Here is a 23,856-nt window from a genome sequence, read left to right on the forward strand (position 1 = left end):
ATAAATTAATCATAGATTTAGATAAGGTGTAGGGCAGGGAAGAAGGATTTAATAATAAATTAATAGAAAATATTTTATACAGGTTAGTTAACAAGATGGTTTTCCAATTTAAGGCGGTGAGGTTATGAATGATAAAATTCTTAAAAGCAGTAATGATTTTGAACATTTGGTTAGGCTGATTGATTCAGTTCCTCAAAAACAATCAACTTTGTTAATTGGGATAGATGGCTGTGGAGGTTCTGGGAAAAGCACACTCGCTGATAAGTTAAAAGGGAGATTATTAAATACAACTATTGTGCATATGGATGATTTTTATTTACCATCTTCTCAAATTCTAAAAACACTTCCAAAGAACAAGCCTATAGGTGCAGATTATGATAGGAGGCGTATTTTAAATCAGGTTCTTGAACCCATAGCTCAAAATAAAGAAGGACATTATCAGCGATATGATTGGATAATGGATGGTTTAGCGGAGTGGCATACTGTTCCAGTTGGGGGAATTGTCATAATAGAAGGTGTTTATGCAATATGTCACGAATTTTTTAGTAAATATGATTTAACGATATGGGTTGAATGCCCACGAGAAACAAGGCTTTCACGAGGTCTTGAAAGAGACGGAGAAACAGCACGTGATAGGTGGGAAAATAATTGGATGCTATCAGAAGACGTTTATGTTGAAACCTATAAACCTTTTGAAAAAGCTAACTTAATAGTAAGTGGTATTGAATAAATATACTAACATCAGGATAAACAGATTTTTATCTTTTCTAAAGAAGGGTAAATATTGAGCAATTGATTCCAGAGAAATTTAAAACTGAAAAAGGGTATAAGGATAGAATTTGATTTCATCAGTACAATTTCTATTATGCTAATTGGCTAAGAAGAATTAATGTCTTTTTGTGTTGAATTTCTTATTGGAATACAGGAGCAGGCTAACGGAATAAAAGTGGTGAAAGGAGGAATCAATTTGAAAAAGAAAAAAAGACTTTTAGTAGTCGGCTTGCTGGTATTATTAGTGATAATAATATTTCCGCCTATATTAGGACAAATGGTACACAATAATGATTCGCCAAAATCTGCAATAAGAGATGAAATACTTAAAGACGGGCATCCATATCAAAGTTTCTTTGCTTTAATAACGAAGAATGATTATAAAGATAAAGTATACGGACAGCTATACAATGTAAATTGGTTTGACTACGACAATCCTACAGGACATACGGCAACACTGTGTTATTCAACAAAGATAGAGAGCGGAAAATATGAAGTCTCTTGTGGTACAGGGCCATAATACATTAGTCCGATTTCCCTTGAAGCCCTATGACCAGCTCTATTTATTATTTCACAAACGGAGCAGTTTAGTAACATGAGGTTTTAACTAGTAAAGGTAGCAATGTTCTATTACATAAAACCAAAAGTGTGGAGAGAAAATATGAAACCAAATTATACTGACTTAGGATACGCAGATAAAATGGGTCCGAAATTAAGAATGTTAGTAGAAAAACAGCTATGTGATGACCTCGTTTTTTATGGAATAACGGCGAATAAGTTTAAATTTGATTGGTCTGAAAGTTGTATAGAGGGTAACGATGCCAGTTATTTAGATGGGGTCATGGAAAACTTCTCGGGAATTAATATATTTGATGAAAAAGATAACCATATTGCAGAGGGATGGATGGAGTTTATTTATGAGCCAACTTATAACGTTTTCATTTCTTATTGGGAATTTCTTACCTACTTTAATGCGGGGATAGAAATTGATATTAAAGATAGAGTAGGAATCCCCCTTCATATTTTTAATAAGATTCCAGTAACGATACGATTTAAGTATGAGACGAAGCTACTAACAGATTTTTAAATTATATCAAGTTATGAATAAATGTAATTAAGCAACCAGGGGCATTGATCAAAGAAGGATTAATGTCTTTTTGTGTTGAATTTCTTATGGAAGTAAAGGGGGCAGATTAGTTCAAGAGTGTTGTTTAACTATTGCTCAACAATCGGTCATTTAATGGAATAAGGTTGAGTGAATCATATCTAAAATTAGATGTTCATTGTAACGTTGATTTTAATTCACTAACATTAAGAAACTGTAAATATAGAACTTGGTTAATACATAGTCTATAACAATACGTCATTAATAGAAAAGGGGCATTCAATTGAGTTCTTTGAAATTTAGTATTAGTCGGTTGCTTTTGTACTTTGTACTTGTATCATTATTTCTCTTTGTTTCGGGTAATGTCGGACAATATTTGACTGAAAATCAAGGTATGGATCGACAAAATAGTATGCTTTTACAAGGAGTAACCTTTAGCGGGTTACCCCCTCTAGATTGATATTCGGAATCGCGTTGCCTTTTATTTTAGTCATAACAGGAATTATAACAGCTTATTTATTTGGTGGTATTAAAAATGTCAGCTTGAACCTGACAGCCACTGTTATAATTTCCATTTTAATTAATACAGTGACAGCATTTATGTATGAAGCGTTTCCAGAAGAAGTCTTTATCCGTGGACTAATATTTGAAGAATTGCATAAGAAATTCCGCTTCATGATCTCATTGATTTTACAGCCGTTAATCTTCATTTGTGTACCGGTTACGGTGATGGCATTGGAGTCAATATTCTTTAGTAAACCATTTATAATAACTATAGATTATATTATATTGCTCTTTACATTTGGAATTGCTCTACAGTTATATAGAAGGTATACAGGAACACTATGGATGAGTATAATCTTCCATGTCGTTTATCTTGAAGTGGCTAGATATATATCCATGGGAGGTATGTATGACCAAGACGTCGCTCTTTTAATATTCGATGAGACATTTAGTGGATTCATGACTCTATACCTATCATTTCTGTTTATAGTGGTATTTAGTGTAGTGGTGTTATCATTTTTATTACTAATTGATAAAAGAAAAAATACGCTATAAATATATTCACTTTTTCTTAATGCCTTTTTGTGTTGAATTTCTTATAGCAGAAACGGGACAGGTTAGCGGAAGAAGGATTTCAAACAACCAGTAGAGAATAGTAATAAAGGTTTTCATAAAATCAAGGAGATGGTTCATTTGGAGAAACTTGAAAACTTAATTACTTGGGTAGATGAAATAAAGAAAAAAACGGAAGCAGTGCCTCCTCATTATATATTCTAAAAGATAACGAAGTAATATTGGAACACTATGATTGTTATCATTCTAATTCTCCTGACTCGGCTCCAATCACCCAAGTTTCTCAATTTAATGTTGCTTCTGCCAGAAAGAGCTACCTTGGTTTAGTCGTTTCATATGCTCTTTATGAAGGGAAAATCAAAAGCCTTGATGACTACGCAATTGATTATTTCAGGGAAATGGATGAACAATTGCTAGGAAAAACAACAATAAGGCATTTAGTCACTCACTCCCATGGGTTACATGAAAAAGAAGATGGCACTATTTTTCGAGAGTTTGAACCAGGTCAAGGTTGGGCTTATAGAGGAATCAATGTGTTAATGATGACTCGGCTGGTAAATCGTCTATTTAAAATGAGCTTTCCAGACCTTTTAGAAGAACGGGTATTTTCACCTTTAGGTTTTAAAGAAACAGCCTGGCAAACGAAAGAGAATGAATTATTAGTTAAACAAATTGATGATCCAGATTCGGAGGGTTCATTCCATCTGGGAAATTATAGTGATGGAACGGAGTCAAACTTACATACTTCTGCTAGGGAATTTGCAGAATGGGGTAATCTTCATTTAAACAGAGGGTTTGCAAAAGGGAAACAAATTGTTCCAAGTGAAGTAATTGAAATTGCCACACAAGTCCAAAGTCCTTTTTACAAAGATCGTAAACTTCCTCAAAATGGTTTGTTTTGGTATGTGCAAGGTATTCCAGCTGCCCATAGTGAGCTCGGTGATCGGGTTCCAGAAGGATCTTATCAAATATTGGGGATAACAGGTCCAACTGTCCTTATCATTCCTGAATACAGAGTGGTCGTTGCAAAGATGTATAACAAACGATATAACTATGGCGGAGACGACTACCTTTACTACCTCAGAGAATTTAGTAATATAGTTGCTGATACTTTTCGGAAGTAAGGAACGGTAAGGGTTTCGCTCAATATATCGGAGGATTAATGCTTCTATATATTGAACTTCTTATTAATAGAAACAGGCAGGTTAGCCTGAACCATTTGTAAAATAGTTATAGGTATATCCGCTAATCCAATTTATCCCAAGGTCCTTTTTCGTTACTTAACTCAACAAAAAAAGGAAACAACAAAATGAAAATAAAGCCAGGGCCATAATTGCTCATAAACTGGAATGATTCTGCTTTCATATATTGTAATCTATTACAATGAGGACAGTTCTTACCATCAAAGGGTCTATTGATAATTGACCAAATTATTTTAGCTTGCAATTTTTTATTACAATTAGCACAGCGTGTCATTTTGTCACTCCCTTTTATTAGAAATACGTGGAAAATTAGCTTAAGTTTCAAAATATAAAATGTAATTCATATTTGGAGTGAACTTTTTTATGAACTTAATGGGGGAGTTTAGCTTGTTAAGGAATGTATGACAGAAACTCAGACCTAGGGGCATCGATAGATGATTAAAGTTAAGTTGTTTTTCTACTACTTTTTAGGATTATTAGTCTTAAAAACGAGCGAACTAATTCATTATACTAATCCACATAGTATTGCTTGGTTCATGTTAATGATTTCATTCATTATTATAATAGCCGATAAAATATATGAATTAGCAAAGCTAATAGAACCGTCATTGAAGTTCACATTTATAGCTGTGATATCAGCGATTATATTTTCTAATCTGGTCTTTTATTTCGATAATTTATTATCATTTTTTGATATGAAATAATTGAGGCGTTGTTCCAAGAAGTTTAAGATATATTTAAATGCATTTGAAAAAAATAAGAGGTGAATTTTTATGAGTTGGAAACTCAAAAAATTTGATGAGTTAACAAATATTGAACTATATAATATTTTAAAAGAAAGAACTTTAGTTTTTGTGGTGGAACAAAATTGTCCTTATCCTGAAGTTGATGGTAAAGATCCTTTTTCATATCATCTTTTTAAAGAAGACAATGGAGAAATCGTTGCATATTTAAGAATTGTACCCGCAGGTATTGCTTATCAAGAAACTTCTATTGGAAGAGTTATTGTAAAGAAAGAATACAGAGGAGAAGGGATTGCAGGGGAACTTTTAAAGAAAGGACTAGATTTTATCCAAAACGAATTAAAAGAAACAAAGGTTAAAATTCAAGCCCAAGATTATTTAAGAAAATTCTATACTTCCTTTGGTTTTCAACCTATATCCGAAACATATTTAGAGGATAATATCCCTCACGTCGATATGATATTACAAAAATAACACACTCGTTATTACCCGGCTAGGGATTGGAGTTATATCAAGGTATAGAAGAGATTGAAAAAGATTACATTTCAACAAACAGAAGCATTGATCTAAGAAGGATTAATGCCTTTTTGTGTTGAATTTCTTATAGAAGTAAAAGGGCAGACTAGCTTAATTAAGATTCGGTCTGGTTTTACAAAATGTTACAAATGAACTAGGTTTTTTGAAGAAGTTAATTATTTTGGTTGGGAGGATATTGAATTAATGAGTAATTGGCTATACATACTTTATGCTGTAATTTTAGGAATACTATCTTGGTTTACGGGGGAAGTAGTAACATTTGTTATGTTAGGGGTTATTCTTATTGCTTTAAATAACATAAATTCCCTCTTAAAAAGATTTATCTTCAAAATAATGTGAGAAGCAATAACGAAGATAATTAGATTTGATAATATTTTTTTTATAAACGGGGCTTTGATCTAAGAAGGCTTAATGTCCTTTTCTACTGAACTTCTTATGGAAGTAAAGGGGACAAAGTTCATATCCTGAATTAATAAATAGGATTTTCGTATTATAAAGATAATTCATTTAATATACTGTTAAGATAAAGATAGGAGATGTTTGTGTGAAAGACGTTAAATTAGTAAGATCCCGCTCTAACAAAGTATTATCGGGTATATTTGGAGGTTTAGCACCGATTTTAAAAATCGATGTAACCATCCTGCGGCTTGCATTTGCTTTCCTCTGTATATTTTCAGGTGCATTTCCTGGATTAATTATTTACTTAGTGGCGAGTGTAATTATTCCATTGGAAGATGAAGAATGGCCAAATTCTAAATAAAAAATCATAATGTATTTTTGCAAATGCATATTCCCCGTACATTTTTCTATGTATTGGAATATGCGTTTTTCATTAGAGAACTTATTCGCTTCAATTGTTGAGTAATTCCGAATCCCTTTCTCCGTAAATACCTTCAAAAAAATCTTTTCTCGACCCTCTCTGTATTTACCAAATACAATTTCAACGATTGGAACGATTTAATGAAATACTTAAAGATTATTACTTATGAACTTTTTGTGTTTTTAGTTTTTTATCTTCTATTCTTGCATATTCGAATTGCTCAAATTCCTAATCAAACTGTACCAGATAATGCTGATTATTTAATTATTCTAGGAGCAAGGGTGATTGGAACTGATCCTTCGCCACTTCTACAAGAACGAATTAACACAGCTGCTGCCTATCTGGAAGATAACCCATTCAGTCGCTATTGCTACTGAGGGACAAGCACCCAATGAAAGCATCCCTGAAGAAGAGGCTATTAAAACAGTCCATATAAACAGAGGAATAGAGGAAAATAGGATCAAGTAAAGATTCTTCTTTAACTAATAGAGGTGTTGATCCAAGAAGGATTAATCCCTTTTTATGTTGAATTTCTTATTGTAGAAATGGGGAAGGTTTGTTCAAGAAGGTTATAGGTGATTATTTGTGTTCATCATTGGGACATATTCTTGCAGAGTTTAAGAATCTTAAGGCAAAACTACATTAAGGAGCTTAGCAATGGAAAAATGGGATTTATATGATAAGCATCGTAATAAAATAGGCAAACAAATAACTCGTGGAGATGATATGACACCAGACGAGTTTCATTTAGTAATACACGTTTGTATATTTAATTCAAAGGGAGAAATGCTTATTCAACAACGTCAGCCCTTTAAGCAAGGTTGGTCGAATCTTTGGGATATCACTTGTGGTGGAAGTGCTGTTGCAGGCGATACAAGTCAGCAGGCTGCTTCAAGAGAGTTATTCGAAGAGTTGGGTATTCATTATAACTTTGAAATGATACGTCCGCAATTTACTATTAACTTTGCGCGTGGATTTGATGATTATTATTTAATTGAATATGATTTAGATTTGAATGATTTGACGTTACAGACTGATGAGGTGCAAGCAGTGAGATGGGCTTCAAAAGAGAAAATCTTAGAGCTAATCGAATTAAAAAAATTTATACCTTATTATGAGAGTATCATTGCGTTTCTTTTTGAGGGTCGAAAGCATTATGGCTCTATTCGTTTTTAAATGAAACGTGCAAGGAATCAAATATAAACCTTCATATACAAGCGATTATATGATCCCCCTGAAAAATGGCTTTATTTAGGTGGTTGTACTTTAAACTTAAATTATTAATGGAGTGGATTAAATGAAAATACAAAGTAAATTACCTAAAAGTGACCCGCAGTTACATTTACAGTTAATTAAAAATAGATGGATTCTATTGAAAGAACCCAAAGATTTAGCAAGTGCTATTTTGTTATCCACCCCTTTAATGATTGTCGCAGCAATCATCTCTATTGGTGTAATAAATATCTATTCTAGTATTTCTTTGAGCGATTTTGGCCTAACGCCTGATGCAATCTCAATTACTATTAACTTGAGTAGTGTTTTTTTGTTAATTATATTTTTAATACTTCACGAATTACTCCATTTAATTTTCATTCCAAATTTCACAAAATCAGAAAAAACATATATAGGATTGACGCTGTTCGGAGGTTTTGTGTTAACAGAAGAAGAGATTTCAAAATCAAGATATATCTTCATTTCAATTGCTCCTTTCATTATTATTTCAATAATTTTGCCACTTGTATTAAGTTCATTTGGACTATTAACAACGACATTAAAATTTTTAATAATATTAAACGCAATGGGATCATCAGTTGATTTACTTACTCTTCTTCTTATAATTAAACAAGTCCCAAAAAATGCAATTTTAAAAAACAATGGACCAAACACATATTGGATAAAAACAAAGTTCCTCACATAACAATAGGTCCTGATGCTCAATGGTTAAATATAGTTGAATACAATGAAAAGGATGAAAGAAACGAAGTATTTCAATCGGTGGTGGGATTGATGTTGAATAAAAGTAGAGTAGGGACAATTTTAGGAATTTTATCTATATTACCAGTGATAGTAAGTATTATTTTTTTCTATACAAAAAGAGGACCGATTGCTGATATTTACCTTTTTATTACTATTGTCAGCATTTTCTTCATTATAGGTATTATACTTGCCGGAATATCTTCAAGGATGTCTATAGGTCGCATAAGCAAATTATTAATCGGATTGGTCGGGATAATTACAAGTCTAGCGGTTATAGTTGTTGCTTTTCTATTATTACTAGCTATGGGAAGCATTTTAGCAGAATAAGGATCTCAGTAGCCTGCCTTGTTCTTTTTCCGCTAAAGGGGAAGGTTAGTTCAATATGTTTAATAGATCAGTATGAAATCCTTACTTCAATGCAGGAAGTAAGGATTTTCTTCTTGAATAAATAAAATTAGGGTATTTTGAAATTTTTATGTGAATGGGAGAGGTTAATATGTCGATTATGATAGTTAAAAAGGAGTTTAAGCTTGTTGGATTAAAAGGTATTGGGGAGTTTGTTAACTTTGGTGATGAAGTACCCTTGCTTGCAAAGCAACTATTAAGTCGCTCAAACGAAATCCTAAATCCGATAGAAACCGAAATTGCCTTATTTGAGCCCAAAAAGGATGAGGGGCATAAGGTGGGTCATTATTATGTAGGCTTAATTGTGAGTGAGAAATTATATGAAGTACCAACAGGAATGGATTATATTGAAACAGATAAAAGTTACATAACTACAAGAGGGAATATAAATTGGGAGAACTTCATTTGAATTTATTGAATTGGGCAGTAAAACAAGGTTATCAAAGAGACCTCGATTCTTATATTGTGGAGACATATCACCCTATAGGAGAAGGGGAAGAGGAAGTACAGATTTACTTACCAATTCAAACTTAAAATTAAAAATCCTCTTCAACAAACGAGGCAGGTTAGCTGAATAAGAAATTTGGTTTTTTTGTGGTAGAATAATCTATAAATTAAACGGTTAAGGTGGCTTTAATAATACATTTAGCGATAAGGGGAATTCACCTTGGAAGTTAAACTATTAACAGAAAATGATTTAATTAAATGTACGGACACATTTATTGAAGTATTCAATGATGAGCCTTGGAATGATGAATGGACATTTACAAAGGCTAAAAAATATTTGCTGGACTTTTACCAAACACCTGGATTTTTAGGCGTTTTAGCGGTAGAAAACAATGAAATTCTCGGCTTTATTTTTGGTGTAAATAGAGTATGGTGGAGCGGAGATGAGTTTTTTATTAATGAAATGTGTGTAAGAAAACAATGTCAAAATAAGGGTATTGGAAGAGCGATGTTAAATCATTTGATAAAAGAACTTCATAGCAGCAATATAAGTAACATTACACTTCTCACAGATAGAGGTATACCTGCCGAAGAATTTTATAAGAAAAATGGTTTTGAAGAAATAGAAAGAATCATTTTCTTGCATAGGAACATCAAACTATCATTATAGAGGTGGATGAATATCCAAAACGTTAGATTAATTGCCACTCTCTACGTCTTTCTGAGTATCGTTTATAAGCTCATTTAAGAGTTTCTCAGCTGTCTCATAGTCTTTTACCATAAGAGCCTCTTTTACGTCTTTTAAATCTCTTAATAACAGCCTAGAATAGCTTTTAAAAATTAGTTCATCTTCCACATTGTCAGCTCCTTAATTAAAATCATAAGGTGTTAATTATATCTTATTTTCTGGTTTTTGTCTGAAAAATAAGTAAAACATAAAAGGCGATCAGTTAATGTAACAGGTTTGGTTCAGGGGCATTACTTCAATATCAAGGGCTGAGATCAGCTCTTTTTTTGTAATTCAGCTAACGGGGCAGTTTAGCGGAAGAAGAAACCGCCTTATTATAGTGATTTACTTTAGACTAAATGTAATAAACAGGTGATTTTCTGTTGGAGTGGGGATGGAAATGATAAAGAGAAAATATGCAAATCGTTCAAGATGGAAACGTGTCTTGGATAAAAAATATGCCCAAGCGTTTCTTGATACCAAAAAATTCAAGGGCTATATAACTTTATTGCAACTAATGAAAGTTGCTGAACCATTATCCTTTCGATATGAGGAACAGAATATATGTATTGTTGATGATGGCTATATGTGGCTTCAACAATTCCCCTTAGAAAAAAAGCATTCAGTAACAACAATGTTCGATAATAACGGAAATATCGTGCAATGGTATATTGATGTTTGCCTTGAAAATGGTGTAGAAAATGATATCCCTTATTGGGATGATTTATATTTAGATATCATTTTGTTGCCTTCTGGTGAAGTAATTCAAAAAGATGCTGATGAGCTTGAAGAGGCTCTTTTAAATGGAATTATTGACAGGTCTCTTTACGAGTCGGCGTGGGATGAAGTACATACCCTAACTGAGTTAATTAATACTAGGAGCCTTGAATTGCTTGATTTATCTCATCATCATAAAGAATTCTTAGTCAATGAATTAAAAAAGCTTTATTAAGCTAACGGGGGCATTGATCAAGGAGGATTAATGCTCTTTTTTGTTGAATTCCTTATTGTAGAAATGGGGCAGGTTATATCAATAATATATGGTATATTATGGTTAGTGTGGTGGTGGAGAGGTTTATTAAATTTTATTACAGGATGGTGTTTATTTGGATAGTAATAAGAAAGTTAAATTATACTTTGCTGGTTATTTTGTGGTATTTCCAATAATATTTATCGTCAGTTCTTTCGTATGGAGGGCAATGATTCTAAATAAAGAAATTGCAATGGTAGCAACAGATGCTTTGTCTATAATAGGTATTTACTATTTAATCATTAGTATAATTTCTATATTTGTATATATAAAAAATATAAAGTCTTTATTATCCAAGTAACAACTTTAAGTAGCTATTTATCAATTATTTATAAACAGTAGTAGGAGGAATAAGTATGTATGAATATAAGTTTGTGAAAGTCGAATTTAAAAGATTATCAGGGAAACCTACTGAAGATTATCGAGAATTAATTAAAAATCACGCAAAAGAAGGTTGGAGATTTGTTCAGATTTTCGCTCCTGATTTCGTAACTTCCGGGGTTGCGGTAGGTACTTACTATGAACTAATTTTCGAAAGACCACAACATACATAAACTAACGAGGCAATAGCAGAAGATCAAGGCTGTCAAATTGATGGTCTTTTCTTATGCTGCTAAATGGGCAGTTTAGTTCAAGTAGGAATATCTGAACTATACATATTGTGGAATGTAAGGGTGAGTAGATGATTAAATATATTAAAAGTATTAATAATGCTTTTTTTACAGTAACACTATCTAGCTTAGCTGTGTATTTAGGAAATAAAACAAGAGATATTGATTTACCTGTTTTTCTGTATGTAGCCTTAGTTTCGTTAGCAGGTCTCATAATAACTTCTTTGATAATTCATTCGAAAAAAAGGAAGGAAACACACAAAAAATAAAAAATCAGGCTAACTTCTCCTGCTTTTTTATGCGGTTATATAATTCTTGATAGATTCTCATACTCGTTTAATCGCTCAATTTCTTCACCTTTCAACTGATGTAGCTAAAAAGTTGTGGAGTGAGCGTGGTGAAATTTATAAACGGGAGCGTTGATCCAAGGGTGAACTGCCCCGTTCTGTTGAACTCTTTATGTTACTAAAGGGGCAGGTTAGCTCAATAAGAAGTTAAAATTGAACTTTTAATGTTTGTTACTTATTTTCAAATTGGAGATATTCTAAAATATTTCCGAAGGGGTCTCTAAAACTAATATATTTTCCTGGAGGACAATTAGTTGGATCATCTACAATAAAATCTACTTCTTTTTCTTTTAAGAATTTAACCGTTTCATAAATATCTTCAGTTCGTAATCCTAATACAACTCCTGAAATTTTATTATCTTGATTATACGGCGTATTAACGTTCTCCTCTAGAATAATTGGTAACTCTCCGTGTACAAGTGATGCAATATTAGGACCATACTGCTTATTTAATTCAAAACCTAAAGTATTGGTATAAAAGTCAATTGCAGTGTTTAAATTTGGAACGTAAATGCTTATAACACAAACCTGATTCACCATTTTATTCCTCCTATTTTTAGTGTTATGGTAAATATTCAACACTCATTAATAAAAACCTTTTTTAATTCCACTCAATGTCTTATTAAAATAAACAGCTAATAATTATGAATATCAAGGCATTGATACAAGAAGGGTCAATGCCTTTTTCTGTAGAACTTCTTATTGTAGAATCGGGGCAGGTTAGCGGAATAAGAACTTATTCTTCCTCCCAATAATGGGGATAAAGAGTTAGATTAATAACAAAAATTTATTCAAAAGAATGGGAGGCAAAGAAGTGAATAGGAGAGTGCTAAAAGATGCAAAGACAATTCTAGCTTTTACTATAGCTTTTGCGTTCGAAATTATAGGAATAGTATTAGCAGCGAAAAATGAAGATGGTTGGGTAGTGTTTGTTATTTTTGGTATGCTTTTAACGTTTTATGGTGTGAATAGAGCTAATCGACTTTATAAGGAAAATTAATATTAATGTTTACAACCATATCAAGGATATTGATTCAATGAATAATGCTCTATTTTTGAATTTCTTATGAAAGTAAGGGCAGGTTAGTTTAACAAACATAGTTTATAATTTTAGTATTGTTTATTGGGGGGTTAATAATGTTAATTAGAGAGATACAACCCGTGGATGCCGAAAAATTTATATGTCTAATTAAGCAAGTTGAATCTGAAGCTAAGTTTATGCTTATGGAAGCAAGAGAAAGAAAAACCACTCCTGAACAACAGCGTAAACAATTAGAACACATCAAGCGGCAAAGTAATTCAACAATATTTGTTGCAGAACAAGAAAAGGGAGAACTTGTTGGCTATTTAATAGCCATTGGCGGTAGTGTAAAGAGAACAAAGCACTCTGCATATCTCGTGGTGGGTATTTTAGAAAAGTACAGAGGTCGTGGTATAGGTACAAGTTTATTTCAAAGATTAGAAGAGTGGGCAAGAAACTCTAATATATCAAGATTAGAGCTAACAGTTGTTACTCAAAACTAAGCAGGTATTTCTTTATACCAGAAAAGTGGATTTGAGATAGAAGGTATAAAAAGAAATTCGTTGTTAATCAATGATGAATTTTATAACGAGTATTTTATGTCTAAAATATTTTAATCTTACTTATTAAACTAACAAGGGTATTGATCTAAGAAGGATTAATGCCTTTTTATGTTGAATTTCTTATTGTAGAAACGGGGCAGGTTAGTTGAATAAAGAGGATTGAAAGGAAAGGGAGTTATAAAAGGTGGACTTATTATTCTGGATAACTATTGTTTTCATAATAACGGGATTTGTTATTCTCGCTTCTATGAAAAAAGGTATGGAAAGTAAGGTAGCTTTTATAAAAGCCAATATGGAAGACGAGGAAAATTCATCAAAAGCCAAATCCGTAATTTGGTGGATATGGAGTACCGTTGCTTGGGGCATAGTGAGTATGTTTCTTGTGATTTGGTGTTTTAAGAATTACTTTGGAAACTATTAGTTTCAAATGTATTTAAACTAACGGAGCCGTTGTTTCATTTTAAGGCGCTTTTTATGGTTTGTATTATGGATTTAAGGAAGATAGTTGGTAGTCGCCATCTTGTTATGACGGGAGCAAGTGTTATTCTTTTAGATCAGAAAAAAGGCTGTTATTACAATTGAGGAAAGATAATAACTTCGAATTTATAAATCAAGAAATGTTTTAAGGAGGATAATTATGAAATTTTGGCTTAAAGCACGTGAAGATTATTATAGAAGGCCACCCGTAACTGAAGCTGAATTAGAAGAAGCTGAAAAGGAACTGGGACATAAGCTCCCTGAAACTTATCGTAAGTTGCTATTAGAACAAAATGGTGGGTCTATTCGATTTAATGCTCTCCGTTTAAGAAAACGCCCAATAGATGGAAACTTTTTTGTGGAATTTGATCATCTGCGTGGAGTTGGAGAATGGCCTGGTATTTTAGATACAGCTTACATGACTGAAGAATGGAATTTACCTAAAGGACTTGTCTTATTAAATGGGGATGGTCATACTTGGTTTGCTTTGGATTATAGGAATAATAGATTTGAGCCTGCTGTTTCATACATTGATACAGAAGGAGATTTAGATTTTGTTTTAGCTGATAATTTTGATGAATTTATAAAGGACTTATACATCCAGGAAGAGGGGCTATACTTCTTTAATCCTGACGAAGAAGAGGATTACAAATTAGATGCGATGCCAGAAGATGAATTAATCTCTTTATTACAATCAGGTCATTTTACTAAAATCATAAAAGCACTGGATAATTTATTCTATTACCCGAAAAATAGTATTACAGAAAACTATGTCCTAAATTTATTAAATGAAACCAAAGAGAAGGTTCAAGATAAGATAGGATCAACTTTATTTCAATACATAAGCTTCCAAAGGATTAAATATGATCTTCCTATTGTAAATAAGATAATAGATGAGTTAAAGAAACACCCTAATGTTGCCCATTATTCAACTCTGATAAGCGAATTTATTAAAGAAATGGAAGAGGCAAAAGAGGAGCAAATTTTTGATGATGATGAATATGAAGTAGTACCATATGAAGATGAATAATATAGAGGTAAAGAAGAATAAAAATATTTAAATAGTGAAATTGAAGTTAGAAGCTCTCAGGCAACTGGTGGCTTTTTTCTATAAATATTTTTAATGAAAGGGGAGGATTGAATGGAAATGCACATCTTTATCGGACAAGCTTGCTTTTTTTTTGACAATTTTTTTTGGCGCTTTACCTTTTAAAAACAAACCTCCAATGGTGGTACGCAGCACCAAGAAGCTTATTTGTTGTTCCGGGGCCACAAAATTATTGATGCTTTTTTTATTCTCATTTTAATTAGAGTCGTTTTTTTGTTAATTTAATTTTAAAAACTTCACTAATCTCACTTCATAAAAGTGAAATAACACAATTAATAACTCTAATAAAAAAAGATTAGTATTACAAAACTTTCTGATACATCGCTTTGTCATATTGATTTAAGAATTTTATATTCGAAAGCAAAGCCCGATTTGTATAGTTCCTTTTTAATGATAAAGGTTAAATATCAAACTTTAATATATCATTTTGTGATATAAGTATGGACATATATATCACAAAGTGATATATTGATCTTAAATAGATATATCATATTATGATATATCGTAAAAGGATATAGAAGGTGATACCTTGAAGAAAACGGAGCAATTAACTGATTCAATGTTTTATATTATGGCTGCTTTAACTAAGCCAAGACATGGTTATGCAATTATGAATCTAATTGAAGAAACAACAAATGGGGCCATTAACGTAGGGCCAGCATCCATGTACACAATTATCAAAAAGCTATTAAAACAAGAATGGATTTATTTGTATGATGGGTCGGATTCAAGGCGTAAAACGTATCTGCTTACTGACAAGGGCAGAGAAGTATTAGAGGAAGATGTAATCATACGAAAACAGATGATTCAATTAGCAGAAATGGGATTGAAGGAGGGAGAAGAATGAGACAAACAAAGTATATTATGTCAGAGGGATTAGCTTTTGCTGAGGATAAGGACATGGAAAAATTACGACGATATTCTTTGAAGGGATGGCATGTCAGTGATTTTAAGTTAATGGGTTATACACTAAAAAAAGGCGAAAGCTCAGATTATATCTACAGTGTAGATTATCGATCTTTAAAAGAAGATGATGAATATTTTGACCTTTTCTCAGCCTCAGGATGGTCACATGTTGCCTCCACAGGAGATATACATTTATTTCGAGCAAAACCCGATACAAAACCGATTTATAGTGATCGAGACACAGCTGTTGAAAAGTATGAAAGTTCAGCTCGTTCAATCAATTATTTTGTGATTCCGGTTGTTTTAATCACACTACTTGCTTGGGTTGGAACAATGCTAAGCTCTGGTATATTGCATTCAATACTTATTGTAACCGCAGTTATTTCTACTGCCATTGCCATTCCAGCAGCTATGACTATTATTGCAACGTACAATAATAAATGGAGTATAAAGGAAAAGAAAGGGTTAGTTAATCTTCTTAAAACTATACCAGTCATCCTCTTTTTAATAGCTGTTTTTATGTTGCTATATGTCCGTGATATCGGAGTTAACATTTTAGCATCTATGATTATTGGAGCATTCGCATTTCCAACTGTTATTTGGATCATCATGTCCCTTTATCATAAAATAGGGAAGAAAGCTTAGTATAGAAGTCGAATAATAAAGCTTATAAATATTATATATAGTAAGTAAGAATAGGTGAATTATATATAGAGTTTTTTTATAGATCTAACGAGGGGGCGTTGATCCAGGATGGATTAAGGCCTTTTTAAGTTAAACTCCTTATGATTAGAGTCGGTTTCTTTGTTTTATATGTAAATCTAATGTAAGATATAAATTGCATATGTAAACTATATCTTACATGAGTAAGGTGGAATATATGAAAAATAATGTAAAGATAACACGAATGAAAATTTCAATGACTCAAGAACAATTAGCAAGAAAAGTAGGGGTGACTAGGCAGACGATTGGATTGATTGAGAAGGGGGAATATAATCCGACTCTTCATCTTTGTGTTGCAATAGCAAAAGAACTTAATAAAACATTAGATGAATTATTTTGGGAGGTAGAGAGTTGATGAAATCCTGGATATCTTTTTTAATGCCTGATGATGAATATAAGGAAAAAAGGATGCTATATTTCTTCGCGGAGGGTGGGGTACTTCTTTTCCTTTTCCTTGTACTAACAATGTTCTTAAACAAGTTTGTTTCAATCGACTTAGAGATAATTTTACTGTTAGCCATATCCATATTCGTTCTATATATATTTACAAGGTATATTGTAGCTGGTATTGAATATACGGAGGTTGCAACAAAAGTAGCTTATAGGAAAGAGTTAAGAGTTATTTTTACTAAAACAGTTACATTTTTTGTTATTTTCACTCTACTGTATTTACTATTGGTTGATACGCCTTCAAGTATTAGCGGTTGGAGTGAACTAATAGGGTTTACATTATTCGGAGGTGTAGTGATGTTCCTCATCAATTATATTTCATTGAAACGTTCTTATAATAAAAATAAGGAACTGTTATAAAGGAACGACACGGGTGTTACTCTATTTCAAGGGCTGTAAACAGCTCTTTTTTTATGCAGCTATCGGGTAGTTTTGCGGAGGAAGGATTTTTCTAATTAATGAAGAATATTGTAAAAGTAAATACTGTCAGACAGTCTAGAATTATTAAAGGAAATCTCCAACTTAAGAATAATATTAGGTAGGTTTATAAAGAATTGGGGGAGTTTAGTTTGAAGGAGAATCAAGCAGAAATATCTAAAGTTTCACCCGAGGATTTCGGAGAATCTTTTCTGAATGGAATGTATTCAACCTTATATCACCAAACAACAATTGATTTTAAAAATATTGTACCTTTACAACAATTCATTGAATATGGAACAGATTTTAATGCTGGAGTCGAAAGGTATACATTAGAAATGGTTACTAATTTAATAGAAGGTATTAAACAATATATCTGGTTAGACAATTCCAGGGAAAAAGTTATAAGTGTATCCTTCGGAGAAAATAATACAATTTACAGCCTATCTCTTGCTCCTTTTATCACTCATCCTGAAAGTGATCAGATATATACAATGAATAAATATATTATGCCGATAAAAGGTGAATGGTATGTTTTCTGGGGTGGAACTAATCAGTTTATCAATTATCACTATGTATATGAGGATCAAAGATACGCGTATGATTTACTTATTTTGAAAAACGGTAAATCTTATAACGATGACCCAAAGAAAAATGAAAACTATTATGCTTATGACAAGGAAATATTAGCCCCGGCAGATGGTGTAGTGATAAAAGTGATAGATGGAATCGAGGATAATGTGCCAGGGGAAATGAATCCTGAACTTCCTGAAGGAAATTGCATTACAATAGAACATCAAAATAACGAGTATAGTATGCTAGCTCATTTGAAAAATCATTCTATCCTTGTTCAAGAAGGAGAAAGAGTTCAGAAAAGACAGGTTCTTGGTACTTGCGGAAATTCTGGTAACTCAAGTGAAACTCACCTGCATTTTCAAGTGATGAATTCAGCTGATTATTTAAAGGGAAAATCAATCCGTATTCAATTTGAAGACGGAAAAGAACCCATTCAAGGTGATTTCATTAACTCTCTGTGAACTTCAGAAATCAGTAACTAATCTATCAACTGACAACCATATTCAGTACAAGAGCTGTATGATTAGCTGTTTTTTATGCAGCTAAGGACAGGTTAGCTTTAGAAGGAGATAAAGGGAGTGATAAACCGGTGTTTACGAGAAAGTTTCGTGAAATATACCCAGGTCAAATTTTCGAATTATATCTTCAGCAAATTAAAAAATATGTTTACGGTGTCATTGTAGCGGGCGATAGACGAATAAAAAAAGATGACATAAAAATCGCATACATAGAATCTTTTACTGAACAGCCAATAAACCTTCAAGAAATAAGTAAAGATATAGTGATAAAGAATTTCTTATTTATTGCTAATTCAGGAATTGCTTCAATTCTAAATCATTCCTGGAAGTATGTTGGTTTTTATTCAAAACCGATAATGGAAATGGAAGAACTGAGTAAAGTGGAATATGTTATAGAATTTATGGATAACTTTTATAGAAGTGTTGGTAATAGCCTCTTACCCTTATTTGATTGTGAAAAAATAAGTGAAGAATATAAAAATATCCCGAATCCTCTTGGATTGTTCGGGACATTGCAATTCAAGATTACTTAATAGATATTGCAAACAATCGATTGTAAGTAAATGAATTGTTAGGTTTTTGGAGCATAAAATCGAATTAAAAAAGTAGTTAAGATGTTGAGAATAAAATGAAGGAGGGCTATTTCATGTTGTTTATGATTATTGTTAAAGCTTCAAAGAATTCAGAAGCTGGGAATCTTCCAAGCCAGGAACTCAGGGAAGCCATGTCAACCTACAATGAGGAATTAGTAAAGGCTGGCGTGCGGGTTATGGCGAAAGGACTTCATCCAAGTTCAAATGGGGTTCGCCTTTCATATCCTAAGCCGGGAGAAAAGCCAGTGGTCACTGATGGACCATTTTCGGAAACGAATGAAGTGATTGCGGGATTTATTCTCATTGATGTGAAGTCTAGGGAAGAAGCCATCGAATGGGCTAAGCGAATGCCTGATCCACAAGGATTTGGTGAAGGTCAAATTGAGTTGCGACAAGTCATTGAGTTTCCTGAGTAAAAGTAATCAATCTAGCGAGTAAATCTATACAAATGTTCTCGACGAAATACGTATGTCCTGTTATTCGATAATCGGGCGTTAATAGACTAGATAGAATAAAAGAGACAATCACAAATGGTCTTCTGAAAAGATGTGAGCCATCCTATTACCGCCTGATTACCTCTTTCATTGGGGTAAGTTGGTCCCCAGAATTTTTACGTTCCGTGTTGCCGCGATTGTTCCCTCAGTCGTAGCGCTGATGTGGGTCGAATCTTTCGTCCAAAACCCTCCTTATCCCAGCAAATCACGATGTTTTACTCACATTTTGTCTCAATGGTCGGAATTATATTTTACCTCCCAGAAAATTTCTTTCACTCACCTTGTTTTTCCTTAGATTCAATACATAACCCAAAATATAAGTTGGAGGAGTTTAATGAGATTAACAAAGATAAATAATCTTTACCAGCTTTCCTTTATGCCGAATCTTTTTCCTGTTAATTGTTATCTCATCGAAGAAGAGAAGTATTTAATCGTAATCGATGCAGGACTTCCTTTTTGTAAAAAAGCAATTTTAAAGACAGCAAAGGTTATAGGAAAGCCGATTAAGAAAATAGTGTTAACACATGCACACACTGATCATGTAGGGGCTCTTGATGGACTTACTCAGGAGCTTCAAGACGTTGAAGTATTAATTCCCAGACGAGAGCTGAAAATTCTAAAAGGAGATGCATCGTTAGAGGAAGGTGAAGGGAATATGCCTATAAAAGGCGGTATTCCCAAAAATATAAAGACAAATCCGGATACCCTATTACAGGATGGTGATCGGATTGGATCGTTGATAGCCATTCATACCCCGGGTCATACTCCAGGAATGATGTCGTATTTAGATATTAGGGATCATAGTTTAATAGTCGGAGATGCTCTTCAAACAAAGGGCGGAATAGCTGTAGCTGGTGATACTCGATGGAGTTTTCCTTTCCCGGCATTGGCAACCTGGAATAAAGAAAAAGCAATCGAGTCCGTTGAAAATTTGTTGGATTATAAACCTTCTTTACTGGCAGTCGGGCATGGAAATTTAATAAGGAATCCAGTAAAAGATATGAAACAGGCAATTGAAAGAGCAAAAAGTCGTTAACAGGGACATGATGATGGAGTCAGCAAAGTTAAGCAAATACATAGGGGAATGAAAAAAATACAAATTGAGATTAGAGTAGTAGATTCAAATGTAAAATTTAGAAAACTATTTAACTAATACTGGATTATTAATATAAGGAAGGACCTGCTCAAAAGTCTATGAAAAATGACCTTTGAACAGGTCCTTTTTCGTGTGGATGACAAATTGTTTATCATATACCTCCTGTTAGCGGGTTAATTAGCAAAGATGGGGACTTTGTTACTAATTTATAAGGGTTTGCCAACCTAAATAGGAAACTTTATTTGTAAAGAATGGATTAAACAAGAAATTATTTGAATTTTTTGATAAAATGTTTTTTAAGCATTTCAATACATGGTATCTTATCGACAGTCAGAAGCACTCCAAGTATGAATTTACCTGAATAAATGGGAGAAATGCTTGTTTATGTAGGGTTTACCTGGTTCTTTTTTCTCTGGGGCTTTGCAAATGATAGGAGCAACTGTGTTCAATGAATCCTCTGACAGGTGGAGTGATATGCTGGAAAACGTTATGGCAGAATAAGGGGATTGTTAGGAGAGTGATGCATGATGAGCTATGAGGAACAAATTTTGGGGTGGTATCATCATTTTCATGAACATCCCGAAATCAGCGGAAAGGAATTCGAAACAACCAATACAATTGCCGAGATATTGGATAGTTTTGGGGTTCGTTACGAACGTTTTTCTGATTGTACCGGATTAATTGCAGAATTGGGAGAAGGTAGTGGTGCAGTGGCGCTGAGAGCAGATATTGATGCGCTATGGCAGGAAGTTGGAGGTATCATGCAAGCGAATCATTCATGTGGGCATGATGCCCATATCGCCATGGCACTCGGTGCGATTCTCTATTTGAGGGAACAGCCGCTGAATCGTAAATATCGTTTTATTTTTCAGCCGGCCGAGGAGAAGGGAAATGGCTCGTTATGGATGATTAAGCGAGGTGTAATGGAGGGCGTGTCGGTATTGTTTGGTATGCATGTGCGTCCAGAAGAAGAACTAGCATATGGTCAGTTTACTCCTTCTATCCACCACGGAGCCTGTATCTTCCTCGAAGGGAAAATCAGAGGCACTGATGCACATGGAGCAAGGCCGCATCAGGGAAAGAGTGCGATTGATGTGATGGTTGCTATCCATGGTTATCTGGCAACTTTATATGCTGATCCTGCAGAGAACTATTCTATTAAGCTGACCAAAATGATAGCTGGCGGGCAAAACACTAATATTATCCCAGGCAATGGCTCATTTGCGATTGATGTCCGTGCGCAGTGTAATGCTGTTTTAGATGAAATGATAGATTCTATCGGGAATGGTTTAAATCGGATAGCTGAGCTCTTTGGTGTACACATTGATTATGAATGGAAGGATTATACTCCAGGAGCCACTGTTTCAAAAGAGCCAGAAAGGTCTGCAAGGGAATCAATCATAAAAGTTGCCGGAGAAGAAGCTTTAGAAGAGCCAATCATCACGTCTGGAAGCGATGATTTTCATTTTTATAGCCGGAAGCATCCAGAGGTACAAACAACTATGATCGGAATCGGTGCCCAGGTTAGCCCGGGATTGCACCATCCCAAAATGCAGATACAAACAGACATCTTAGATCTCGGGGCAAGGGTACTTGCGGAAGCGATGCAGCTTGTCCATATAAAAGTATAAATAACGTTTCATTACGGATTAAATTCAAACAGGGGGAGAACAGATGGAGAGAAAAATATCTTTTGGGCTGGCAATTATACCGTTAGTAGTGCTGATAGCAGTTATGGCTATTACAATTATTGTTTTTGAAGAGGGACCACATATCCCGTTAATAGTTGGTACAATCACGGCCGCACTTGTGGCATGGATGGCCGGCTACAAATGGGACGAGCTTGAAGAGGCCATGTACAATGGAATTCGTTTAGCATTACCAGCTGTAATCATCATTATGTTAATCGGTCTGGTAATTGGATCATGGATTGGCAGTGGCGTGGTCGCTACCATGATTTATTATGGATTGAAGATCATCAGTCCTTCTCTTTTCCTGGTGTCAATTATGCTCATTTGCTGTATTGTTTCCATTGCCATCGGTAGTTCTTGGTCAACTATGGGAACGATTGGCGTAGCTGGGATGGGGATTGGCTTAAGTATTGGGATACCGGCCCCGATGATTGCGGGAGCGATTATATCAGGTGCCTATTTTGGAGATAAAATGTCACCATTATCGGATACAACCAATTTAGCAGCCGGATTGACCGGCACTGATTTATTTGTACATATTCGCCACATGTTTTACACAACCATTCCAGGTCTAATCATTTCGTTAATTGTATTTGGGTTCTTGGGGCGTGACTTCGGCAAAGGCAGTGTGAGTACAACTGATATTGAACAGACACTAGCTGTCTTGCAGGATGAGTTCCTTATTTCCCCTTTCTTATTATTGATTCCACTTATCGTCATCATCTTGGTGGCTAAAAAAGTGCCAGCCATACCTGGCTTGGCGATTGGGGTTCTTTTGGGCTTCCTTACTCAGGTATTCGTACAGGGAGATACATTCGCTGATGCTATTTCAGCCCTGCAAGCAGGGTATGTAATTGAAACCGGTAATTCCATGGTGGATGATCTCTTCAATGGCGGCGGTTTGGACAATATGATGTACACGGTATCCATGGCCATCGTGGCAATGACATTCGGAGGCATGCTCGAGCATACGGGAATGCTGAACGCAATCGTTTCACAAATTCTTAAATTAGCAAAAACCGCAAAAAGTCTCATTATTTCTACGATATTATCTTGTTTTGCGACAAACGCTACCTGCTCCGAACAGTATATTTCCATAGTCATTCCGGCACGTATGTTTTCAAAAGCGTATCGTGATAAAGGACTCTCTTCCAGAAATCTATCCAGGGCGCTTGAGGACGGAGGGACACTAACGTCTGTTTTCATCCCATGGAATACATGTGGCGTCTTTATCTTCGGTACTCTTGGTGTAAGTGTATTTGAATATGCCCCATACGCGATTTTGAACTTTGCCGTGCCGATTATTGCGATTCTTTATGCGATAACAGGGTTTTCAATTGAAAAAATGAGTGATCAAGAAAGAGCAAAGATTGAAAAAGAACTTAAACAGCAAAAAGAGGATACAATTACAGTATAAGGGGACT

The 23,856-nt window shown here is 34.0% G+C and carries 31 protein-coding genes and 1 pseudogene; 30 read left to right on the plus strand and 2 right to left on the minus strand.

From position 1 onward, the window contains the following. Window positions 1-124 precede the first annotated feature (124 nt). The 14 genes and pseudogenes from AC4BHP_RS02640 (at window position 125) to AC4BHP_RS02705 (ending at window position 9,754) form a co-directional block, all read left to right on the plus strand. Window positions 125-730, plus strand: a complete 606-nt coding sequence (locus AC4BHP_RS02640; RefSeq protein ID WP_148630028.1) for a uridine kinase family protein — start codon at window positions 125-127, stop codon at window positions 728-730. Between the two features lie 237 nt (window positions 731-967). Further along, the gene (locus AC4BHP_RS02645; RefSeq protein ID WP_490551203.1) at window positions 968-1,291 is read left to right on the plus strand and encodes a YjcN family protein; all 324 of its coding nucleotides are present in this window, start codon (window positions 968-970) and stop codon (window positions 1,289-1,291) included. 141 nt (window positions 1,292-1,432) lie between these two features. After that, window positions 1,433-1,858: a hypothetical protein gene (locus AC4BHP_RS02650; RefSeq protein WP_490551204.1), complete on the plus strand. Its 426-nt coding sequence runs from the start codon at window positions 1,433-1,435 to the stop codon at window positions 1,856-1,858. A 474-nt stretch (window positions 1,859-2,332) separates the two neighbouring features. After that, window positions 2,333-2,935: a CPBP family glutamic-type intramembrane protease gene (locus AC4BHP_RS02655; RefSeq protein ID WP_490551205.1), complete on the plus strand. Its 603-nt coding sequence runs from the start codon at window positions 2,333-2,335 to the stop codon at window positions 2,933-2,935. Between the two features lie 138 nt (window positions 2,936-3,073). Beyond that, a pseudogene (locus AC4BHP_RS02660) lies at window positions 3,074-4,077 on the plus strand (serine hydrolase domain-containing protein). A gap of 851 nt (window positions 4,078-4,928) precedes the next feature. Beyond that, on the plus strand, window positions 4,929-5,372 hold the full coding sequence (locus AC4BHP_RS02665) for a GNAT family N-acetyltransferase (protein WP_066104516.1): 444 nt from the start codon (window positions 4,929-4,931) through the stop codon (window positions 5,370-5,372). A 607-nt stretch (window positions 5,373-5,979) separates the two neighbouring features. Further along, window positions 5,980-6,195 (plus strand): PspC domain-containing protein, encoded by a 216-nt coding sequence (locus AC4BHP_RS02670; RefSeq protein WP_066104510.1) that lies wholly within the window; start codon window positions 5,980-5,982, stop codon window positions 6,193-6,195. 345 nt (window positions 6,196-6,540) lie between these two features. Next, window positions 6,541-6,723 carry a hypothetical protein gene (locus AC4BHP_RS02675; RefSeq protein ID WP_066104506.1) on the plus strand — a complete coding sequence of 61 codons (183 nt, stop codon included), beginning with the start codon at window positions 6,541-6,543 and terminating at the stop codon, window positions 6,721-6,723. Window positions 6,724-6,912: 189 nt separating this feature from the next. After that, on the plus strand, window positions 6,913-7,431 hold the full coding sequence (locus tag AC4BHP_RS02680) for an NUDIX hydrolase (RefSeq protein WP_066104503.1): 519 nt from the start codon (window positions 6,913-6,915) through the stop codon (window positions 7,429-7,431). A 121-nt stretch (window positions 7,432-7,552) separates the two neighbouring features. Next, complete coding sequence (locus tag AC4BHP_RS02685) at window positions 7,553-8,173, plus strand: metalloprotease family protein (protein ID WP_490551206.1); 621 nt, start codon at window positions 7,553-7,555, stop codon at window positions 8,171-8,173. Next, entirely contained in the window at window positions 8,146-8,559 is a 414-nt protein-coding gene (locus tag AC4BHP_RS02690; protein ID WP_262365980.1) for a hypothetical protein, read from the plus strand. The genes AC4BHP_RS02685 and AC4BHP_RS02690 overlap by 28 nt, the downstream gene beginning before the upstream one ends. Window positions 8,560-8,728: 169 nt before the next feature. Next, a complete protein-coding gene (locus tag AC4BHP_RS02695) occupies window positions 8,729-9,046 on the plus strand; it encodes a hypothetical protein (RefSeq protein ID WP_262365979.1) in 318 nt (105 codons plus the stop codon). Next, window positions 9,043-9,171, plus strand: a complete 129-nt coding sequence (locus AC4BHP_RS02700) for a hypothetical protein (protein ID WP_262365978.1) — start codon at window positions 9,043-9,045, stop codon at window positions 9,169-9,171. Before AC4BHP_RS02695 ends, AC4BHP_RS02700 begins: the two co-directional genes overlap by 4 nt. 133 nt (window positions 9,172-9,304) lie before the next feature. After that, window positions 9,305-9,754: a GNAT family N-acetyltransferase gene (locus AC4BHP_RS02705; RefSeq protein ID WP_490551207.1), complete on the plus strand. Its 450-nt coding sequence runs from the start codon at window positions 9,305-9,307 to the stop codon at window positions 9,752-9,754. Window positions 9,755-9,781: 27 nt separating this feature from the next. Here AC4BHP_RS02705 and AC4BHP_RS02710 read toward each other — a convergent pair whose 3' ends face one another. Beyond that, on the minus strand, window positions 9,782-9,940 hold the full coding sequence (locus AC4BHP_RS02710; protein ID WP_490551208.1) for a hypothetical protein: 159 nt from the start codon (window positions 9,938-9,940) through the stop codon (window positions 9,782-9,784). A 271-nt stretch (window positions 9,941-10,211) separates the two neighbouring features. On the opposite strand from AC4BHP_RS02710, the gene AC4BHP_RS02715 reads away from it, so the two are divergent. Further along, window positions 10,212-10,763: a ribonuclease FAU-1 family protein gene (locus AC4BHP_RS02715; protein ID WP_490551209.1), complete on the plus strand. Its 552-nt coding sequence runs from the start codon at window positions 10,212-10,214 to the stop codon at window positions 10,761-10,763. Window positions 10,764-11,197: 434 nt separating this feature from the next. Continuing rightward, window positions 11,198-11,395: a DUF4177 domain-containing protein gene (locus AC4BHP_RS02720; protein ID WP_148630004.1), complete on the plus strand. Its 198-nt coding sequence runs from the start codon at window positions 11,198-11,200 to the stop codon at window positions 11,393-11,395. Window positions 11,396-11,970: 575 nt separating this feature from the next. On the opposite strand, the gene AC4BHP_RS02725 is transcribed toward AC4BHP_RS02720, so the two are convergent. Further along, complete coding sequence (locus AC4BHP_RS02725; RefSeq protein WP_490551210.1) at window positions 11,971-12,339, minus strand: VOC family protein; 369 nt, start codon at window positions 12,337-12,339, stop codon at window positions 11,971-11,973. Between the two features lie 274 nt (window positions 12,340-12,613). Here AC4BHP_RS02725 and AC4BHP_RS02730 point away from each other — a divergent pair, with 274 nt between their 5' ends. From AC4BHP_RS02730 to nhaC, 14 genes are all read left to right on the plus strand, one after another. After that, complete coding sequence (locus AC4BHP_RS02730; RefSeq protein WP_066104479.1) at window positions 12,614-12,799, plus strand: hypothetical protein; 186 nt, start codon at window positions 12,614-12,616, stop codon at window positions 12,797-12,799. A gap of 137 nt (window positions 12,800-12,936) precedes the next feature. Further along, complete coding sequence (locus AC4BHP_RS02735) at window positions 12,937-13,323, plus strand: GNAT family N-acetyltransferase (protein WP_490551211.1); 387 nt, start codon at window positions 12,937-12,939, stop codon at window positions 13,321-13,323. A gap of 244 nt (window positions 13,324-13,567) precedes the next feature. Continuing rightward, window positions 13,568-13,804 (plus strand): hypothetical protein, encoded by a 237-nt coding sequence (locus AC4BHP_RS02740; protein ID WP_490551212.1) that lies wholly within the window; start codon window positions 13,568-13,570, stop codon window positions 13,802-13,804. 216 nt (window positions 13,805-14,020) lie between these two features. Beyond that, on the plus strand, window positions 14,021-14,890 hold the full coding sequence (locus tag AC4BHP_RS02745; RefSeq protein WP_490551213.1) for an SMI1/KNR4 family protein: 870 nt from the start codon (window positions 14,021-14,023) through the stop codon (window positions 14,888-14,890). Window positions 14,891-15,497: 607 nt separating this feature from the next. Then, the gene (locus tag AC4BHP_RS02750; RefSeq protein ID WP_066104469.1) at window positions 15,498-15,815 is read left to right on the plus strand and encodes a PadR family transcriptional regulator; all 318 of its coding nucleotides are present in this window, start codon (window positions 15,498-15,500) and stop codon (window positions 15,813-15,815) included. Then, on the plus strand, window positions 15,812-16,519 hold the full coding sequence (locus AC4BHP_RS02755) for a DUF2812 domain-containing protein (RefSeq protein WP_490551214.1): 708 nt from the start codon (window positions 15,812-15,814) through the stop codon (window positions 16,517-16,519). Before AC4BHP_RS02750 ends, AC4BHP_RS02755 begins: the two co-directional genes overlap by 4 nt. 235 nt (window positions 16,520-16,754) lie before the next feature. After that, the gene (locus tag AC4BHP_RS02760; RefSeq protein ID WP_066104464.1) at window positions 16,755-16,952 is read left to right on the plus strand and encodes a helix-turn-helix transcriptional regulator; all 198 of its coding nucleotides are present in this window, start codon (window positions 16,755-16,757) and stop codon (window positions 16,950-16,952) included. Continuing rightward, window positions 16,949-17,407: a DUF3278 domain-containing protein gene (locus AC4BHP_RS02765; protein WP_139063831.1), complete on the plus strand. Its 459-nt coding sequence runs from the start codon at window positions 16,949-16,951 to the stop codon at window positions 17,405-17,407. The genes AC4BHP_RS02760 and AC4BHP_RS02765 overlap by 4 nt, the downstream gene beginning before the upstream one ends. Window positions 17,408-17,616: 209 nt before the next feature. Next, the gene (locus AC4BHP_RS02770; RefSeq protein WP_490551215.1) at window positions 17,617-18,501 is read left to right on the plus strand and encodes a M23 family metallopeptidase; all 885 of its coding nucleotides are present in this window, start codon (window positions 17,617-17,619) and stop codon (window positions 18,499-18,501) included. Between the two features lie 128 nt (window positions 18,502-18,629). Then, window positions 18,630-19,091, plus strand: coding sequence for a hypothetical protein (locus AC4BHP_RS02775; RefSeq protein ID WP_490551216.1), 462 nt, complete (start codon window positions 18,630-18,632; stop codon window positions 19,089-19,091). Window positions 19,092-19,204: 113 nt separating this feature from the next. Next, window positions 19,205-19,567 carry a YciI family protein gene (locus AC4BHP_RS02780; protein ID WP_490551217.1) on the plus strand — a complete coding sequence of 121 codons (363 nt, stop codon included), beginning with the start codon at window positions 19,205-19,207 and terminating at the stop codon, window positions 19,565-19,567. A 412-nt stretch (window positions 19,568-19,979) separates the two neighbouring features. Next, window positions 19,980-20,681: an MBL fold metallo-hydrolase gene (locus tag AC4BHP_RS02785; RefSeq protein WP_490551218.1), complete on the plus strand. Its 702-nt coding sequence runs from the start codon at window positions 19,980-19,982 to the stop codon at window positions 20,679-20,681. Between the two features lie 584 nt (window positions 20,682-21,265). Then, window positions 21,266-22,372 carry an amidohydrolase gene (locus AC4BHP_RS02790; RefSeq protein WP_490551219.1) on the plus strand — a complete coding sequence of 369 codons (1,107 nt, stop codon included), beginning with the start codon at window positions 21,266-21,268 and terminating at the stop codon, window positions 22,370-22,372. 43 nt (window positions 22,373-22,415) lie between these two features. Continuing rightward, on the plus strand, window positions 22,416-23,849 hold the full coding sequence (gene nhaC / locus AC4BHP_RS02795; protein ID WP_490551220.1) for a Na+/H+ antiporter NhaC: 1,434 nt from the start codon (window positions 22,416-22,418) through the stop codon (window positions 23,847-23,849). The last annotated feature ends 7 nt before the right edge of the window (window positions 23,850-23,856 follow it).

This window comes from Pradoshia sp. Z4_20 (assembly GCF_058216035.1).

What these genes read in the sequence shown, in the direction of transcription:
- AC4BHP_RS02680 (WP_066104503.1), top strand. Translation starts at nt 6,913, where the DNA reads ATGGAAAAATGGGATTTATATGATAAGCATCGTAATAAAATAGGCAAA.
- AC4BHP_RS02695 (WP_262365979.1), top strand. Translation starts at nt 8,729, where the DNA reads ATGTCGATTATGATAGTTAAAAAGGAGTTTAAGCTTGTTGGATTAAAA.
- AC4BHP_RS02755 (WP_490551214.1), top strand. Translation starts at nt 15,812, where the DNA reads ATGAGACAAACAAAGTATATTATGTCAGAGGGATTAGCTTTTGCTGAG.
- nhaC (WP_490551220.1), top strand. Translation starts at nt 22,416, where the DNA reads ATGGAGAGAAAAATATCTTTTGGGCTGGCAATTATACCGTTAGTAGTG.
- AC4BHP_RS02715 (WP_490551209.1), top strand. Translation starts at nt 10,212, where the DNA reads ATGATAAAGAGAAAATATGCAAATCGTTCAAGATGGAAACGTGTCTTG.
- AC4BHP_RS02650 (WP_490551204.1), top strand. Translation starts at nt 1,433, where the DNA reads ATGAAACCAAATTATACTGACTTAGGATACGCAGATAAAATGGGTCCG.
- AC4BHP_RS02780 (WP_490551217.1), top strand. Translation starts at nt 19,205, where the DNA reads ATGTTGTTTATGATTATTGTTAAAGCTTCAAAGAATTCAGAAGCTGGG.
- AC4BHP_RS02745 (WP_490551213.1), top strand. Translation starts at nt 14,021, where the DNA reads ATGAAATTTTGGCTTAAAGCACGTGAAGATTATTATAGAAGGCCACCC.
- AC4BHP_RS02685 (WP_490551206.1), top strand. Translation starts at nt 7,553, where the DNA reads ATGAAAATACAAAGTAAATTACCTAAAAGTGACCCGCAGTTACATTTA.
- AC4BHP_RS02725 (WP_490551210.1), bottom strand. Translation starts at nt 12,339, where the DNA reads ATGGTGAATCAGGTTTGTGTTATAAGCATTTACGTTCCAAATTTAAAC.
- AC4BHP_RS02640 (WP_148630028.1), top strand. Translation starts at nt 125, where the DNA reads ATGAATGATAAAATTCTTAAAAGCAGTAATGATTTTGAACATTTGGTT.
- AC4BHP_RS02790 (WP_490551219.1), top strand. Translation starts at nt 21,266, where the DNA reads ATGATGAGCTATGAGGAACAAATTTTGGGGTGGTATCATCATTTTCAT.
- AC4BHP_RS02665 (WP_066104516.1), top strand. Translation starts at nt 4,929, where the DNA reads ATGAGTTGGAAACTCAAAAAATTTGATGAGTTAACAAATATTGAACTA.
- AC4BHP_RS02735 (WP_490551211.1), top strand. Translation starts at nt 12,937, where the DNA reads ATGTTAATTAGAGAGATACAACCCGTGGATGCCGAAAAATTTATATGT.
- AC4BHP_RS02785 (WP_490551218.1), top strand. Translation starts at nt 19,980, where the DNA reads ATGAGATTAACAAAGATAAATAATCTTTACCAGCTTTCCTTTATGCCG.
- AC4BHP_RS02720 (WP_148630004.1), top strand. Translation starts at nt 11,198, where the DNA reads ATGTATGAATATAAGTTTGTGAAAGTCGAATTTAAAAGATTATCAGGG.
- AC4BHP_RS02760 (WP_066104464.1), top strand. Translation starts at nt 16,755, where the DNA reads ATGAAAAATAATGTAAAGATAACACGAATGAAAATTTCAATGACTCAA.